The 13411-nt window shown below is 61.1% G+C and carries 17 protein-coding genes; 10 read left to right on the top strand and 7 right to left on the bottom strand.

The window, feature by feature from the left end; translation table 11 throughout:
• The first annotated feature begins 11 nt into the window (after window positions 1-11).
• A complete protein-coding gene (locus HQL98_03635; protein ID MBF0271156.1) occupies window positions 12-389 on the top strand; it encodes a hypothetical protein in 378 nt (125 codons plus the stop codon).
• A 7-nt stretch (window positions 390-396) separates the two neighbouring features.
• On the opposite strand, the gene HQL98_03630 is transcribed toward HQL98_03635, so the two are convergent.
• Genes HQL98_03630 through pgeF form a run of 4 tightly spaced genes read right to left on the bottom strand, consistent with a single transcriptional unit; the run spans window position 397 to window position 2836 of the window.
• The gene (locus HQL98_03630) at window positions 397-681 is read right to left on the bottom strand and encodes a hypothetical protein (protein MBF0271155.1); all 285 of its coding nucleotides are present in this window, start codon (window positions 679-681) and stop codon (window positions 397-399) included.
• Window positions 669-1250, bottom strand: a complete 582-nt coding sequence (locus HQL98_03625) for a CoA pyrophosphatase (protein ID MBF0271154.1) — start codon at window positions 1248-1250, stop codon at window positions 669-671. The genes HQL98_03630 and HQL98_03625 overlap by 13 nt, the downstream gene beginning before the upstream one ends.
• Before the next feature lie 37 nt (window positions 1251-1287).
• Window positions 1288-1977, bottom strand: coding sequence for a lytic transglycosylase domain-containing protein (locus HQL98_03620; protein ID MBF0271153.1), 690 nt, complete (start codon window positions 1975-1977; stop codon window positions 1288-1290).
• On the bottom strand, window positions 1931-2836 hold the full coding sequence (pgeF, locus tag HQL98_03615; protein MBF0271152.1) for a peptidoglycan editing factor PgeF: 906 nt from the start codon (window positions 2834-2836) through the stop codon (window positions 1931-1933). The genes HQL98_03620 and pgeF overlap by 47 nt, the downstream gene beginning before the upstream one ends.
• Window positions 2837-2915: 79 nt before the next feature.
• Here pgeF and rpsF point away from each other — a divergent pair, with 79 nt between their 5' ends.
• The 7 genes from rpsF (at window position 2916) to HQL98_03580 (ending at window position 9064) form a co-directional block, all read left to right on the top strand.
• On the top strand, window positions 2916-3350 hold the full coding sequence (rpsF, locus tag HQL98_03610) for a 30S ribosomal protein S6 (protein MBF0271151.1): 435 nt from the start codon (window positions 2916-2918) through the stop codon (window positions 3348-3350).
• A 36-nt stretch (window positions 3351-3386) separates the two neighbouring features.
• Window positions 3387-3785 carry a single-stranded DNA-binding protein gene (locus HQL98_03605; GenBank protein MBF0271150.1) on the top strand — a complete coding sequence of 133 codons (399 nt, stop codon included), beginning with the start codon at window positions 3387-3389 and terminating at the stop codon, window positions 3783-3785.
• Window positions 3786-3851: 66 nt separating this feature from the next.
• Complete coding sequence (locus tag HQL98_03600; protein ID MBF0271149.1) at window positions 3852-4277, top strand: 30S ribosomal protein S18; 426 nt, start codon at window positions 3852-3854, stop codon at window positions 4275-4277.
• Between the two features lie 94 nt (window positions 4278-4371).
• Window positions 4372-5337: a DUF2232 domain-containing protein gene (locus tag HQL98_03595; GenBank protein ID MBF0271148.1), complete on the top strand. Its 966-nt coding sequence runs from the start codon at window positions 4372-4374 to the stop codon at window positions 5335-5337.
• Window positions 5338-5343: 6 nt separating this feature from the next.
• A complete protein-coding gene (locus HQL98_03590; protein ID MBF0271147.1) occupies window positions 5344-5796 on the top strand; it encodes a 50S ribosomal protein L9 in 453 nt (150 codons plus the stop codon).
• 36 nt (window positions 5797-5832) lie between these two features.
• On the top strand, window positions 5833-6063 hold the full coding sequence (locus HQL98_03585) for a zinc ribbon domain-containing protein (GenBank protein MBF0271146.1): 231 nt from the start codon (window positions 5833-5835) through the stop codon (window positions 6061-6063).
• Window positions 6064-6520: 457 nt separating this feature from the next.
• Window positions 6521-9064 carry a S8 family serine peptidase gene (locus HQL98_03580; protein MBF0271145.1) on the top strand — a complete coding sequence of 848 codons (2544 nt, stop codon included), beginning with the start codon at window positions 6521-6523 and terminating at the stop codon, window positions 9062-9064.
• An 88-nt stretch (window positions 9065-9152) separates the two neighbouring features.
• On the opposite strand, the gene HQL98_03575 is transcribed toward HQL98_03580, so the two are convergent.
• A complete protein-coding gene (locus tag HQL98_03575) occupies window positions 9153-9365 on the bottom strand; it encodes a hypothetical protein (GenBank protein MBF0271144.1) in 213 nt (70 codons plus the stop codon).
• A 25-nt stretch (window positions 9366-9390) separates the two neighbouring features.
• On the opposite strand from HQL98_03575, the gene HQL98_03570 reads away from it, so the two are divergent.
• The gene (locus tag HQL98_03570) at window positions 9391-9888 is read left to right on the top strand and encodes a sel1 repeat family protein (protein ID MBF0271143.1); all 498 of its coding nucleotides are present in this window, start codon (window positions 9391-9393) and stop codon (window positions 9886-9888) included.
• Between the two features lie 116 nt (window positions 9889-10004).
• On the opposite strand, the gene HQL98_03565 is transcribed toward HQL98_03570, so the two are convergent.
• Together HQL98_03565 and HQL98_03560 are read right to left on the bottom strand one after the other, a co-directional pair.
• Window positions 10005-10670, bottom strand: coding sequence for a phosphoribosylglycinamide formyltransferase (locus tag HQL98_03565; protein ID MBF0271142.1), 666 nt, complete (start codon window positions 10668-10670; stop codon window positions 10005-10007).
• Window positions 10663-11757: a phosphoribosylformylglycinamidine cyclo-ligase gene (locus tag HQL98_03560; GenBank protein ID MBF0271141.1), complete on the bottom strand. Its 1095-nt coding sequence runs from the start codon at window positions 11755-11757 to the stop codon at window positions 10663-10665. Before HQL98_03560 ends, HQL98_03565 begins: the two co-directional genes overlap by 8 nt.
• 115 nt (window positions 11758-11872) lie before the next feature.
• Between HQL98_03560 and HQL98_03555 the strand changes: the two genes are divergently transcribed.
• The coding region (locus HQL98_03555; GenBank protein MBF0271140.1) for a DUF2066 domain-containing protein at window positions 11873-13411 on the top strand (1539 nt) is incomplete at its 3' end.

Below are 13411 nucleotides of genomic sequence, written 5' to 3'. Positions count from 1 at the left end.
ATGATGGCATGATGATGGGAAGTGTGGATCGGGAGAAAAAGGCGTTATTGGAAATCTGGCGGGAGTTGGATTCCGAAAAACAACGCACGCTGCTGAGCTTCGCTCGTTTTCTGGCCAGCGAACAGGCCGGGGAGTCGGACAAGGCCGTCGGACCGGTCATTCCGGAGGTTCCGTTGGAGATTCCCCGGCCTGCCACGGAAAGCGCGGTGGCGGGATTGAAACGGCTCAAGAAGCGTTATCCCATGATCGAGGCGGACGAAGGGGTGTTGGCCGAGGCGTCGCGGATTTTGATGGGCAAAGTGATGGGGGTGGCGGACCGAGAGGTGATCGACCAGTTGGAGGAGTATTTCGCCCGTTGTTATCAAAACTGGCTGGCGAAACGGGGCTGAACGGTTTTCAGTGGGGCGTCCGGGGTGTGATCGGGACGGAGGGGACGGAGGGGGGGGGTTGATGTTCTCCGGGGTCTTTCTGGGTCGAGGTGATGTCCACCAGGGCCAGGGTCACCAGCACGATCAGTCCGCCCACCAGGATCCAGCGACTGGAGCGTTCATCGAACCAGTCGGGTACGGGCAGGGGTTTGGGGGCCGAGTCGGGATGGATGGCCAGCCATACCAGGCGCACACCGTAAAAGAGTCCCACTAAAGAGACGATACCCAGCGTCAAGAAAATCAGGATGCGCATGTGGACCTCGTCAAGATGGCGACGCTGAATTGTGTCATGATTCTGGCTGTGGCCCCCCAAACCACTTCGCCTTGATGGTCGAAGTGTGGAGTATCCGGGTTGAGTTTGACCCTTTCCAGGAAAACATTCAAGGGAATGAGCAGGGTGCCAGCCACTTCAGCCGGATCCGGTCGCGGAATCGGCGGGGCGGGGAGCAGACCCACGAAAGGATGGATCAGGTAACCGGTTTGCAGGGTCGGCGTGGGGGGCAGACGGCCCAGAATATGCATCTGGAGCGGATCGAGGCCCAACTCCTCCTGGAATTCCCGTAGGGCGGTGGCCAGGGGGGTGGTATCGGCGGATTCGGCGCGACCACCGGGAAAGGCGATCTGGCCTTTGTGGTGGGAGACGGTCTGGGTGCGACGGATGAAAAGCAGATCCCACTCCCGGTCCCGTGGCACCAGGGGCACGATCACCGCAGCCGGCAGCAGAGACGGGGTTGCAACCTGGCGTGACAGGGTTTGCCAGGTTGGCCCGATTTTTTCATCTAGACAGGAGGCGAGGATCGCCGGTGTCAAGAAGGTGGTCAAGATCCCGATAATCCCGATGGTTCAAGGAAGAATGGGATCAACGGGCGGCACGCAAAACCGGAACGCTCTCTCCTTCGATCGGTTCGCTCAAGGCCAGGGCGAATTGGGGAATTCGTCTGCCATTGGCGTTCGGCGAAACCAGTTCGTGACGTGCCTGGATATTGGCGCGATGGATCGACAGTGTGGGCAGCGGAGGGGCGACCCTGGCGACGATGTGGGCGTTTTTCTGAGGTTTCAACCGGGGATCGGCGAGTGGGGACTTATCAAGAAAAATTTTATCCGCATCGATACGTTTTTTGATGGTGGGTTTCTTTTTGTAATAGCTTAAGACCTTGCCTACGTAGCGTTGGGTTTCGGCCAGGGGAGGGACACCCTGGAACCGTTCGACCATTTTGGGGCCGGCGTTGTAGGCGGCCAGCGCGTGGGGGATGTTGGGGAACTGCTTGAGCATTCGGCCCAGATAACGGGCGCCGCCGCGCAGATTCTGTTCCGGGTTGTGGATGTTTTTGACTCCCAGAATGCGTGCGGTTTCCGGCATGAGTTGCATCAGGCCCACGGCCCCGTCCGGGGATATGGTTTCGTTATTGAAATCCGATTCCGTGGCCACCACAGCCCGTAGCAGTTCGGGGTCGAGATTTTCCTGGATGGCGATTTTGGTGATAAGTCGATCCAGGGGTGAGTCAGCCTGGGCGGTCGATGCGCCGAGGGGGAAAAGGACCGTGGCCACAAGCAGGGCGGTCAGTGGATGGGCGATCCGGAACCAGGAAGATCCCGGAGAGTTGTCTGCCGCACGGGGTTTGTCCGCGATGGACCGCCCGACGGTGACTGAAGAAAAGGGATTCGAGCGCATAGGTACATTGTTCCAGATTGATGATTTGTCGAGCGTCAATTCCGGTCTTGATGAGCCGTGCAAGGACGTATCCTGGTAAATCGAAATTCACTTTATCAGGTTTCTTTTCCCTAGAAAAGAATTTTTGCCACTCCTGTTCCATTTTATTTTCCGTGGATTTCAATAATTGATCCCGGAATGTCAGGTCCACTTCATAGCAATCCGGTCCGATACACGGACCGATAATGGCCAGCATTCGATTTCGGTCCGCGCCCAACGTCTCCATCGCTTCAATAGTGTTTTCCACAATGCCGGCTACCGCTCCGCGCCAACCCGCGTGGGCCGCTCCCACCACCCGTGCCATCGGGTCGGCCAGCAGTACCGGTGCGCAATCGGCGGTCAGCACCCCCACCACCACCCCCTCCCGATCGGTCACCACCGCGTCGGCGTCCGGGCGGGTGCCGTGCCATCCCGCCCGTTCGACCCGGATTCCATGCACTTGATTCACCAAAGCCAACTCCCGCCCGTGGGGCGCCAGGGAGCGCAACAGCCGTTCCCGGTTGGTGTTCACGTGGTCGGGCCGGTCTGAAACATGATCCCCGAGATTGAAACTGTCCCAGTTCCCCTGACTGACCCCTCCCTGCCGGGTGGTGAAAAAAGGGACGATTCCGGAGACCGGTGGGGAATTTTTCCAGGGGAAGAGGATATTTTCTTGATTTCCGGATTCCTGTCTGTGACAATGGTGTGTTTTCTTCATCATGGCCTTATTAACTCCTTGCTCCTGGGTATGAGTGCCTTGGGGCCAGCCGTTACGAACCAAGCCGAAAGGAGGCGCCGTGGCTTTTTACGAGTCCATCTTCATTGTACGTCCGGATCTGACCACTGAACAGGTTGAACAGGTCGCCACCCGCGTGGCCGACATCATCACTGCCGGTGGCGGAACCATCCTTCAAAACGAGCTGTGGGGCCGTCGTCAATTGGCCTATCCGCTCAAGAAAAACACCAAGGGGTTTTACATCTTCAATCTGGTGGAAGGCGGCGGTCCCCTGATCGCCAACCTGGAAGCCCGCTTGATGATCGACGAGGATGTGCTGAAATTCCAGAACATCCGTGTCAAAAAGGCCAATCTGGTGCCTTCTCCCCTGGCTCCGTTCGGTGAACGGGCCGCCGATGCCCCCGATGTCCTCTTGCCTGGCGACGACGATTACGACGCCCAGGACGATGACGACGAGGAGTACGGAGAAGAGGAAGAAGACGACCTGGACCTGTGATGCGATCACGGGTTCAACGGGGCTTCGGGGGGTGTGATGGGAGATGACCAAGTCGCGACGGAATCTCTGTCGGGATGCGGCCTCTCCCCGGACTCCCCACACCCGGCGGCCAATCAGGTGCTTCTGGAAGGCCAGCTCCTGGCACCCGTGGATTATCGGGTGACTCCGGCTGGCCGTCCGGTACTCTTCTTGGAAATGGAACATGGTTCCCGTCACGAGCAGCCGGATTCATCCTTGTGTCTGGAAGCGCGCATGCCGGTGATGGCTCTGGGAGACCTCGCCCTCCGCTGTCGCTCCCTGACACCCGGTTGCACGCTGCGGGTGACCGGACGCCTGAATCAGAAACGTTGGGTCAAGGATGGCAAGGTCCGCTGGGGCCGTCTGGAACTGGTCGCCATGGAGATCCGGATGCTCGCCTCCGCGGATCCGTCCTGACCCCTTTAGAATCACGTGTGGCTTTGCAATCAAACCGCGCGTCAACATGGATTGAGGAAGCTTGACATGTCCGATCAAGACAATGACTCCAATTCGACTTTCGACTCCCAGCCAGCCCGTTCGTTCGGTGGCGCGGGTCGTTCCTTTGGGGCGGGTCGTCCCGGTGGTGGCGGTGGTCGCATGGGGGGCCGTCCGGCTGGTGGGGCTTCCGGTGGACCCGGTGCCCGTCCCGCGGGGCCTGCCGGCGCCGCCGGTGCCGCCGGGGGATTCCGTCGTCCCTTCTTTCGCCGTCGCAAGGTGTGCGTGTTCTGTGCGGACAAGGCGCTCCAGATCGACTACAAAGATCCCAAGCTGCTGCTTCGTTTCATCACCGAGCGCGGCAAGATCGTCCCGAGCCGCATCACCGGTGTCTGTGCGCCTCACCAGCGCCGTCTGAGCAAGGCGATCAAACGGGCGCGCAACATCGCTTTGTTGCCTCACCTCGTCAAGTGAACCGGACGGCTTGGTCATCCGGGGGGCCATGCCGTTTGTCGATCGGAATGAAGGGGTGCCTCCGGGTAGCCCCAACCCGGTCGGATGACCTGTCATGACTCCCCTCGGCTGGGTGACCAATCCGGTGGTCGCGGGAACGCAGGCCCTGGTCTTGATGATCCTGCCCATGGGACTGCCTCTGCTGGTGCCGTTGCAGATGGTCGCCCCCTTGCCCGTACTCCTGACCGCCCTGTGGGGTGGCTCCCGGTCCGGGTGGATCGGAGCGGCCATTCCCGTGGTGGGAGCCTTTCTCCTGGGGGATGGGCTGCGTTTTCCCCTCACCGCCTTCCTGCTCTTTTTCGGCTTCCCGCTGTTGGCGGCCCGGATGGTACGGGCGGGGTGGAAGGTGAGCCACTGTCTGGGCGTCGCCTTTTTGTCGGGCGTCGGCATCATGCTGCTCTTTTTTGTCTGGACGCTGTTCATGGGCATCGATTTTCAGGCCGAAACCGCGCTGAAACTCGATACCTTCAAGACCCATGTGCTGGCCACCATTGCCAAGAAGGGAGGGGATGCCGTAATCTTGGCCGACGCCCGTACCGTCTTGGAGCCGGTGCTTGCCGTCATGGCCCTGCTTCTGCCGGGCTTTGTGGTGTCGGGGTGGTTTTTGTTGCATGCGGGCAACCTGTTGGCAGCCCGTACCCTGGTGGGCAAATGGGGAGGAACCACCCTGTTCGCCGTCGAGGACCTGACCGAATGGCGTCTGCCTTTCCCCCTGGTCTGGGTGGTCATCGGCGCGGCCTTGCCGGCCTTCGCCGCTTCCGGCTTTCTCCACATGCTGGGGGCCAATCTGGTTTTGGTTCTGGCCATCCTCTATTTCATGCAGGGGATGTCGATCGTACAGGCCGCTTTCCGCCGCTACCCGGTTTCCGGGGTGGTGCGGAGTTTTTTCTATCTGGCCATGTTTTTGTGGTACCAGGTCGTCCTCGTGGTGACGGCTCTGGGCCTGTTTGATATCTGGGTCGATTTTCGCACTCGGTTTTTCCGCACCAGCAAGGAGGGGGGGAATCCCCCTGGGAGCTAATAAGCCATGGAAGTGATACTTTTGGAAAAGATTGGCAAATTGGGTGATCTGGGCGCCGTGGTCCAGGTGCGCGCCGGTTATGGCCGCAACTTCTTGATCCCGGAAGGCAAGGCTCTGCCCGCCACCCGGAAGAATCGGGATCGCTTTGAGGTGGAACGGCTCGCCTTCGAGGCCCGTCAACAAGAGATCTTCGAGCGGGCCCAGGCCCTGGCCGCCAAGATCGCCGACGTGGAGGTGGTGCTGGATCGTCCCGCCGGATCCTCCGACAAACTGTTCGGTTCGGTCACCAATTCCGACATTGCCGCTTTCTTTTTGGGGCGGGGCATCGAGACCCCCCGGGGTTCCATCGATGTGCCCTATCCCATTCGGACCCTCGGTGATCACACGGTGCGCATCCGTCTGCATCCCGACATCATCCCCGAAGTCAAGGTCCGGGTGGAACGCCGGGTGAATCGTTGAGATCAATCGGCAAAACGGTTCCCGTGAGGTGATGAAATGACGCTCTACGACTACAAGTGTGATGGTTGCGGCCTGCGTTTCGAGCAGGATCATCCCATGTCCGCCCCCCCGGTGCGTGTCTGCCCGGAGTGTGGCGCGGAAAAGGTTCGCAAGATCCTGTCCACCGGTGGAGTGCAGGTCGCCGGCTCCCGCAGCGCGGCCCCCTCTGCCTCGCCGCCTCCTTGCGCGTCCGGTGGTTGCGCCGGCGGAATGTGCGGCCTGGGTTGAGGCAACGGTGTGCCGAATCGGCACGCCAGCCGTTGTCGAAGAGAAGGCTGGACGATTGGAAGTATTGTCGCCGCCCGTGCGTTGTCTGCACGGGCGGCGTTTTTTTTGGGGATGAATACACCGGCGTATCGCTTTGCTGCAATCCGATGCGGATCAGACAGGCAAGCTGGGTGCCGATGTGTGAGTCCGTGTTAATGATTGGTACGTATTGGTGTGGAGAAAAATTCTGACAGGTGTCTTCTCTTTTTTGGGGTTTCTGTGCCGATTGTCCGCAAATGGACTTGATTCTTTTGAATGGGCCATTATCATCTGCCTGCTTAATTATTCCTGAGAGGAATCGGTTTGACGGTGCATGGACTTTAAGGAATGGTCTTAATGGATGGCCATGTGATGCGGCCCTCGATAGAATTGGCAAGAATGGTCCTGTTGAAAGGGCCCCCTATTGGGAGAAATGGATATGTTTTTATGGCGTCTTCTTGGCATCTCCGTGTTGAGTCTTGCGGTGAGTACAACGGCCTGGGCCGAATCCAGCCATAAACTGGATGCGGGTCTCGCTTCCAAGTTGCGGGCCTACACGCCCCCTTCCGGCAGCCATCCCCTGCGGGCGGCAGAGGACAAACAGGATCTGGTGGCCGCCACGGTGCAATTTTCCGGCAACGGACTGGTGGCCATGCGCGCTTTGGATGTGGTGGTCCGTTCCGTATTGGGGGATGTGGCGACGGTTTTGATTCCCATCAACCGCCTAGCGCAAGTGGCGGCCCTTCCGGAGGTGCTGCGGCTGGAAACCCCCAGTCGTCCGGTTGCCCGTTTGCACAAGAGTGTGCCCTTCATCAAGGCCGATCAACTGCGTACCGGTTCGTTGGCGCAAGGGTGGGGGGGGAACACCGGCAAGGATGTGCTGGTGGGGGTCATCGATTCCGGTATTGATATCAATCATGGGGATTTCCGGGATGCCAACGGCAAAACCCGCATCGTGCGGTTGTGGAATCAGCGCACTGTCACCGGTGCCACTCCCCCCACGGGCGCGGATGGCGCGGCGTTGTATGGCGCCGAGTGTGACACGGCGGCGATCAATCAGGTGCTGGACACCACCGCCAGCGGCACCAGCGCCTGCAATCCGGATGACAACAACAATCACGGCACCCATGTGGCTGGCATTGCCGCTGGAAGCGGTGGCGGCACGGGCAACGCGAAAGCGGCGGGACGCTTCGTCGGCGTGGCTCCCGAGGCGGGTCTGCTGGTGGCCAACGCCCTGGACAAGTCGGTCGCGGCCAACGGGGATCCGGTGCTTGACGCCATCTCCTGGATGACACGGGTCGCCAAGCAGCTCAACAAGCCGTTGGTGATCAATTTGAGTCTGGGTTCTTATTTTGGGAGCCGGGACGGCACGGGCAGTTTCCAGAAGGGTATCGACAACGTTTCCGGGGCTGGCGTGATCGTGGTGGCGGCGGCGGGCAATGAAGGCAACGCGGCGATTCGCGCCGAACTCGCCCCGATGACCCAGGATCAAACCGTAGGGGTGACTTTTTCCATTCCGGCGGGTCGCACCGAAGAGAAATTGGAGTTCTGGAGCAACGGAGACAATCAGTATGCGGTGCAACTGGTCTGCCCGAACGGCACCACCACCGCCTATACCACCGCTGGCAACGCCTTGACCGATTACGATGCCGTCGGTTGCGGCAAGATCAATGTCACGTCGTCGGCGCCGAGTTCCGCCAACGGGGATCGTCAGTATCTGATCACCTTGGGCAAAGGCACCAATGCCTTGGCGACCGGCAACTGGACCCTCAACATTCGTGCGGACGCCGTACCGGTGGCCAACGAAAAGCTTGGCGTCATTTGCGGCGAGACCGAATCCGGCGCGGTGTTTACCGGCACCTACAAGACCGCGGTCACCAAAGGGATTCTCACGGATTCGGCCAGCGCCCGTCGGGCCATCGCCGTGGCCGCCTTGAACACCAATTATGTCTGGAGCACGGCCTCCGGGGAGACCGACAAGAATGCCGACAACGGCCCCTTGGGAGATGTGGGGGGCTTCAGTAGTCGCGGTCCCCGTCGTGTGTGCAGCGCCAACGCCAAATACGTCGATATCAACACCACCGCGGGGCAGAAGAACGCCGACGAATGCAAAAAACCGGTCATGAAACCGGATTTGACCGCGCCGGGTTCTTATATCATGTCCAGCCTGTCCAAGGCGGCCACGGCGGCCGCGACCGCGTCTGACGTGGAGGCGGATGGAGTGCATGTGGCCTACATGGGAACCAGCATGGCCACCCCCCATGTGACGGGAACCGTGGCGTTGATGCTCCAGGCCAATCCGCAGCTCACACCGGAGGAAGCGAAGCGGCATCTTTTTACTTCCTTGCAGAGCAACACCTATACCCAGGCGGCCAATCTGCCCACCTACGCCTCCGGGGTCGAGATGCCGACCAATCCGAATGATGCCTGGGGTTATGGCGCCATGGACGCGGCCGCGGCGGTGCGTTCGGTGAGTGGCACCGCGAACGGCGTCTGCGGAACCGCCCATAACCAGACCGTGGCCACCGCTCCCGCCGCCAATCTGTGTGCCACCGGTACCGCTTCCGCGGTATCCGGTACCGGACCTTGGACCTGGAGTTGTGCCGGGGTCAGCGGTGGAACCAGCGTCAATTGTTCCGCGAACCTCACCAACGCATCGTCCAATGCCGGTACCTTGAATGTGGACAAGAGTGCTGGAACGGATGCTTCGGATGGGGTGTTGATTCTGAGACGGTTGAACGGGGCCTCTTCCATCGATACCGGAGTGGTGTTGCCTGCCGGGCAGGATAATGCTTCGGTCAAGGCCAGCATCGAAGGGGCTGGTCTGAAATTGGATGTGGACAAAAGCGGCGTCGTGGATGCCACGGACGGGGTATTGATCTTGCGGCGCTTGAATGGCGGCTCCACCATTGATACGGGTGTGGTGCTGCCCGCGGGTCAAACCAACGATTCGGTCATTGCCACGATCGACGCCCTCAAATGACGAGGGGGTGACGGGTCAGGGCCGGGGATTGTCAGGCGTTTGTTTGGCTTGGCAATCCCCGGTCGTTTTTTGGCTTTGATGGCGCTGGTCATGCCGCATTAAGGTTTCCTTTCTGTCCTTGCCTTTTCTCAACAGAAATCAGCACCCATGCGCCCTGGAAGCCGAAGGAATGGAGATGCGGGTTGCTTTTTTGGCCTGTTTGTTGCTTGTTTGTGCTGTTGACGTTGGGGAATGTCGTTGATTCATCATTTTTTGTCAACAGAGGAACCCAAGGCGGTTGCACGGTATTGAACGTTGACACGCTTCTTTCCAATCCATCCATCCATATGAACGGCCTTTACAACCTCGACGAGGGGGAGTATGCCGCCACCTTGTCCACTTTGGCCGAATGGGGCGATGCCAAGGCCCAGCACAATCTCGCGGCCATGTACCTGGAAGGGGTGGAAGTGCCTCTGGATTACGACATGGCCTTGCATTGGCATCGTCAATCCGCCGGGCAGGGGTATGCGCCGGCCCAGCATGATCTGGGGACCATGTACCTGGAAGGATTGGGAGTGGAGCCGGATCCGGCCACCGCTGCCGCTTGGTTTCTGGCCGCCGCCCGCCAGGGGGATCCCAAGGCTCAGAACAATCTGGGCATTTTGTATGCCACCGGTGACGGGGTGACCCGGGAGATGGTGCAGGCCCGGGCGTGGTTTCTGCTGGCCGCCCATGGGGGACTGGCGGATGCTTTGGAAAATCTGCAACTGTCCGCCGAAGAGATGACTCCGGCAGAGCTGGCCTGCGCCGAAGCGTTGGCCGCCGAGTGGTCGGTCGCCGCGTGACAAGCGGTTGGCGACGCGGATGCTCGACAGGCTGTTGGCTGGATTGGTTGACAACATTCATGAACAAGGGGTCCGGGGAAGAGTGTTCTCCGGACCCCTTTTTTTTGGGCGAGGGGTTACGGCTCCGGTGTGGGAACGATCAACGCCGCTTCCGGTTCTTCCCGGCCATCCAGGATGTGGACCCGTTGTCCTGAAATGTGCAGGCGTTTTCGGGCGAACAGGGAGACGGCCATGGGATAGATGCGGTGTTCTTGCCTGAGGATGCGGGCGGCCAGGGTCTGGGCCGTGTCGTGGTCGAGGATTGGAACCACGGCCTGGGCCACGATGGGACCGGCATCCACCTCTTCGGTGACGAAATGGACCGTGGCCCCGGAAAAACGCGCCCCCGAGTCGATGGCCCGCTGTTGCACGTGCAGACCGGGAAAGGCGGGCAGCAGGGCGGGATGGATGTTGAGCAGTCGCCCTTCAAAGGCGCGAATGAAACAGGGGGTCAGCACCCGCATGAATCCAGCCAGACAGACCAGTTCCACTCCCGCCTCTTGCAAGGCGGTGATCATGGCCTGTTCAAAGCTTTGGCGGTCCGGGAAGGCTTGGTGGTGGATCACCCGGGTGGGGATGCCCGCCATTTGGGCCCGTTCCAGACCATAGGCGTCCGCCTGATTGCTGATCACCAGGGTGATGCGGGCCGGAATCGTGCCATCCGCCATCCGGTCGATCAGGGCCTGGAGATTGCTGCCGCTGCCCGAAATCAACACACCGACGGCCAGAAGGGGTTCAGCCATGGATGATCACCCGCGCATCCTCTGCGCTGGCCTGGGCCACCACCGAACCGATGCGCCAGGCCTGTTCTCCGGAAGCGTTCAAGCTGGCCAGGGCTGCGGCGCATTCGGTTTCCGCCACCACCGCCACCATGCCCAGTCCACAATTGAAGGTGCGATTCATCTCGGATTCCTCGATGTTGCCCAATTGCTGCAACAGGTCGAAAATGGCTGGACGGGGCCAGCTTTTTGCGTCCAAAATGACCGATGTGCCATCCGGCAGGACCCGGGGGATGTTTTCGGTGAATCCGCCACCGGTGATGTGGACCAGTCCTTTGACCGTGACCTGTTTGGCCAGCTCCAAGACCGCCTTGACATAGATCCGCGTCGGGGTCAACAACACCTCGCCGAGGGTTTTTGTCCCTTCGGGTGTGGTGAAGGGGGCGTTGAGGCCGGGTCCGTGGGGTTCCATCACCAGACGCCGGATCAGGGAGTAGCCGTTGGAGTGGGGACCGGAGGAGGCGATGCCGATCACCGCGTCGCCGGGGGTGATCCGGGAGCCGTCGATCAGCTTGGGCCGATCCACGATGCCGACCGCGAAGCCCGCCAGATCGTATTCGCCGGGGGGATAGAAGGAGGGCATTTCAGCGGTTTCCCCTCCCACCAGGGCGCAACCCGCCTGACGGCAGCCGGCGGCAATGCCCTGAATCACCATGGCGGCCACTTCTGGATTCAGGGTGCCGGTTGCGAAATAATCGAGAAAGAAGAGGGGTTCGGCCCCTTGCACCACCAGATCGTTCACCGACATGGCCACCAGATCGATGCCCACCGTATCGTGACGACCGGTGAGGAAGGCCAGTTTGAGTTTGGTGCCCACCCCATCGGTGGAGGAGACCAGCAGGGGATCGGTGAATTTTTGCCATTCGGGCCGGAACAGGGCGCCAAAGCCCCCCAGACCTCCCAGCACGCCGGGACGACGGGTGGAGGCCACCGCGTCACGGATCAGGTGGACCACTTGATTGCCCGCGTCGATATCGACGCCCGCATCGCGGTAGGTGAGGGAAGGTCTGTCCCCTGGAGGGGTGAAGCCGGGAGTTTCGGTGGCGGACATGGGGCGGATGCATCCTTCGGTGCAAAGGGGGTTTGGTCTTTTTGATCCGGAAAGGGTACACTAGCCGGACGAGATGTGGAATGATCGAATTCAAAATGGGGGAGTCTGGTCAATCATGAACAATTTTTCCGGTCCTGGCCGCTGGTTTCCCGGGTGGTGGCTGATCGTGTTGTGGGTTTTGATGCTGATGCCGGGTTCCGTGGCGTGGTCGGCTGCGCCGGAGACCGGAAGCGGATCGATTTACGAGGTGCGTCATGTGGAGATTTCGTTGCTTCTGGGAGGCAAGAGCGTCGAGGTGATGCAGGATGCCGGCGTGGCCCAGGCCCAGAGGGAGGGATTGCAACGGCTGTTCAAGCGCATGCTCCCCACCCCGGAACGGGAAGCCCGCAAGGAGTTTCTTGCCGGTTTGCTCAAGGAGTCCAAACGGCTGACCGAACGGACTGTGGTGCGCAGCAAGAAACAGGTCGGCGACCGGCTCGACATGACCGTGGATCTGTTTTTTTCCCGCAAGGAGGTGACGGCGGCCTTGGTCAAGGAGGGGATTCCCCACGGGGAGGTGGCCTATCCGCTGGCGCTACTGATCGCCCGTGAGGAGGCCACCGAAGGGCCTTCCACTTGGTTGTGGAAGGCCATGCCCAACGTGGCGCAGGAACACGGGGTATCGTTGTTGCAGCCTTTGGGGGATGTGGAGGATTTGACCCATCTGAACTGGGACAAGGCCCTGAAGGGGGATCCGGAGGTGTTGAACTGGGCCTCCACCCGTTATGGCGCCTCGGACGCCTGGGTGGTGAAGGCCGAATCCACCCCGTTGACCGCCAGCAAGGGGGGTGCCCGGCTGCGGGTTTCCGGCACCTTGGTGGTGAGTCGTCCCAACAGCGCCCCTGTCACCTTTCAGGCCCGGGAGGAAAAAAGCGGGGCCACTCCCGAAGAACTCGCCACCGCCTTGTATCCTGTGGTGGCGGGCAAACTGGTTCAGCAGGCGGTGGAACAGTGGCTCGGCGGGCACGCGGTGCAGCCGGGCATGAAACATCAACTGCGTTTGCGGGTGATCCATGAGGCGCAACTGGCCCGGCTCACCGAGTTTTTGAACGCCTTGAAGGCCATTCCAGGGGTCAAGGATCCCCAGGTGGTGCAGGCCACGGCCCGGGAGACCCTGTTTTCCTGCGAGTATCAGGGGCATGATGAACTCCTGGAGCAGTCGTTGGCGAAATGGGTGACCCGCAAGGAGAAAAACGCGGAAGGCTTCACCCTTTGGCTGGCGACCGCGTCCAAACCCCCGGCGTCCGCCCAATCCGCCCCGGCGGCCCCGGCGTCCCCTGAAGCCAAATCTCCGGCCCCGGCCCAGCCTGAAGCCAAATCTCCGGCCTCGGCGTCCCCGACGCAGCCCGCGAGCAAGACGGCTGCCCCGGCGCAAGCTGCCCCGGCGCAGCCTGCGGGCAAGTCTCCGGCCCCGGCGTCGCCTGAAGCCAAATCTTCGGCCCTGGCGCAGCCTGCGAGCAAGACGGCGGCCCCGGCCCCGGCGCAAGCGGTCCCGGCGCAGCCCGCGAGCAAGACGGCGGCCCCGGCGTCGCCTGAAGCCAAATCTTCGGCCCCGGCGCAGCCTGCGAGCAAGACGGCGGCCCCGGCCCTGGCCCCGGCGCAAGCGGCCCCGGCG

This window comes from Magnetococcales bacterium (genome assembly GCA_015231755.1).
In the GTDB taxonomy this organism is placed as follows: Bacteria; Pseudomonadota; Magnetococcia; order Magnetococcales; family Magnetaquicoccaceae; genus Magnetaquiglobus.
Note: the sequence above shows the minus strand (reverse complement) of the source record. Positions and strands in the feature narration are given on the sequence as shown.

Bases quoted from the DNA above. Each gene is read 5' to 3' on its own strand.
- HQL98_03635 (MBF0271156.1), top strand. From the start codon at position 12: ATGATGGGAAGTGTGGATCGGGAGAAAAAGGCGTTATTGGAAATCTGG.
- HQL98_03630 (MBF0271155.1), bottom strand. From the start codon at position 681: ATGCGCATCCTGATTTTCTTGACGCTGGGTATCGTCTCTTTAGTGGGA.
- pgeF (MBF0271152.1), bottom strand. From the start codon at position 2,836: ATGAAGAAAACACACCATTGTCACAGACAGGAATCCGGAAATCAAGAA.
- HQL98_03605 (MBF0271150.1), top strand. From the start codon at position 3,387: ATGGGAGATGACCAAGTCGCGACGGAATCTCTGTCGGGATGCGGCCTC.
- HQL98_03600 (MBF0271149.1), top strand. From the start codon at position 3,852: ATGTCCGATCAAGACAATGACTCCAATTCGACTTTCGACTCCCAGCCA.
- HQL98_03595 (MBF0271148.1), top strand. From the start codon at position 4,372: ATGACTCCCCTCGGCTGGGTGACCAATCCGGTGGTCGCGGGAACGCAG.
- HQL98_03590 (MBF0271147.1), top strand. From the start codon at position 5,344: ATGGAAGTGATACTTTTGGAAAAGATTGGCAAATTGGGTGATCTGGGC.
- HQL98_03585 (MBF0271146.1), top strand. From the start codon at position 5,833: ATGACGCTCTACGACTACAAGTGTGATGGTTGCGGCCTGCGTTTCGAG.
- HQL98_03580 (MBF0271145.1), top strand. From the start codon at position 6,521: ATGTTTTTATGGCGTCTTCTTGGCATCTCCGTGTTGAGTCTTGCGGTG.
- HQL98_03570 (MBF0271143.1), top strand. From the start codon at position 9,391: ATGAACGGCCTTTACAACCTCGACGAGGGGGAGTATGCCGCCACCTTG.
- HQL98_03565 (MBF0271142.1), bottom strand. From the start codon at position 10,670: ATGGCTGAACCCCTTCTGGCCGTCGGTGTGTTGATTTCGGGCAGCGGC.
- HQL98_03560 (MBF0271141.1), bottom strand. From the start codon at position 11,757: ATGTCCGCCACCGAAACTCCCGGCTTCACCCCTCCAGGGGACAGACCT.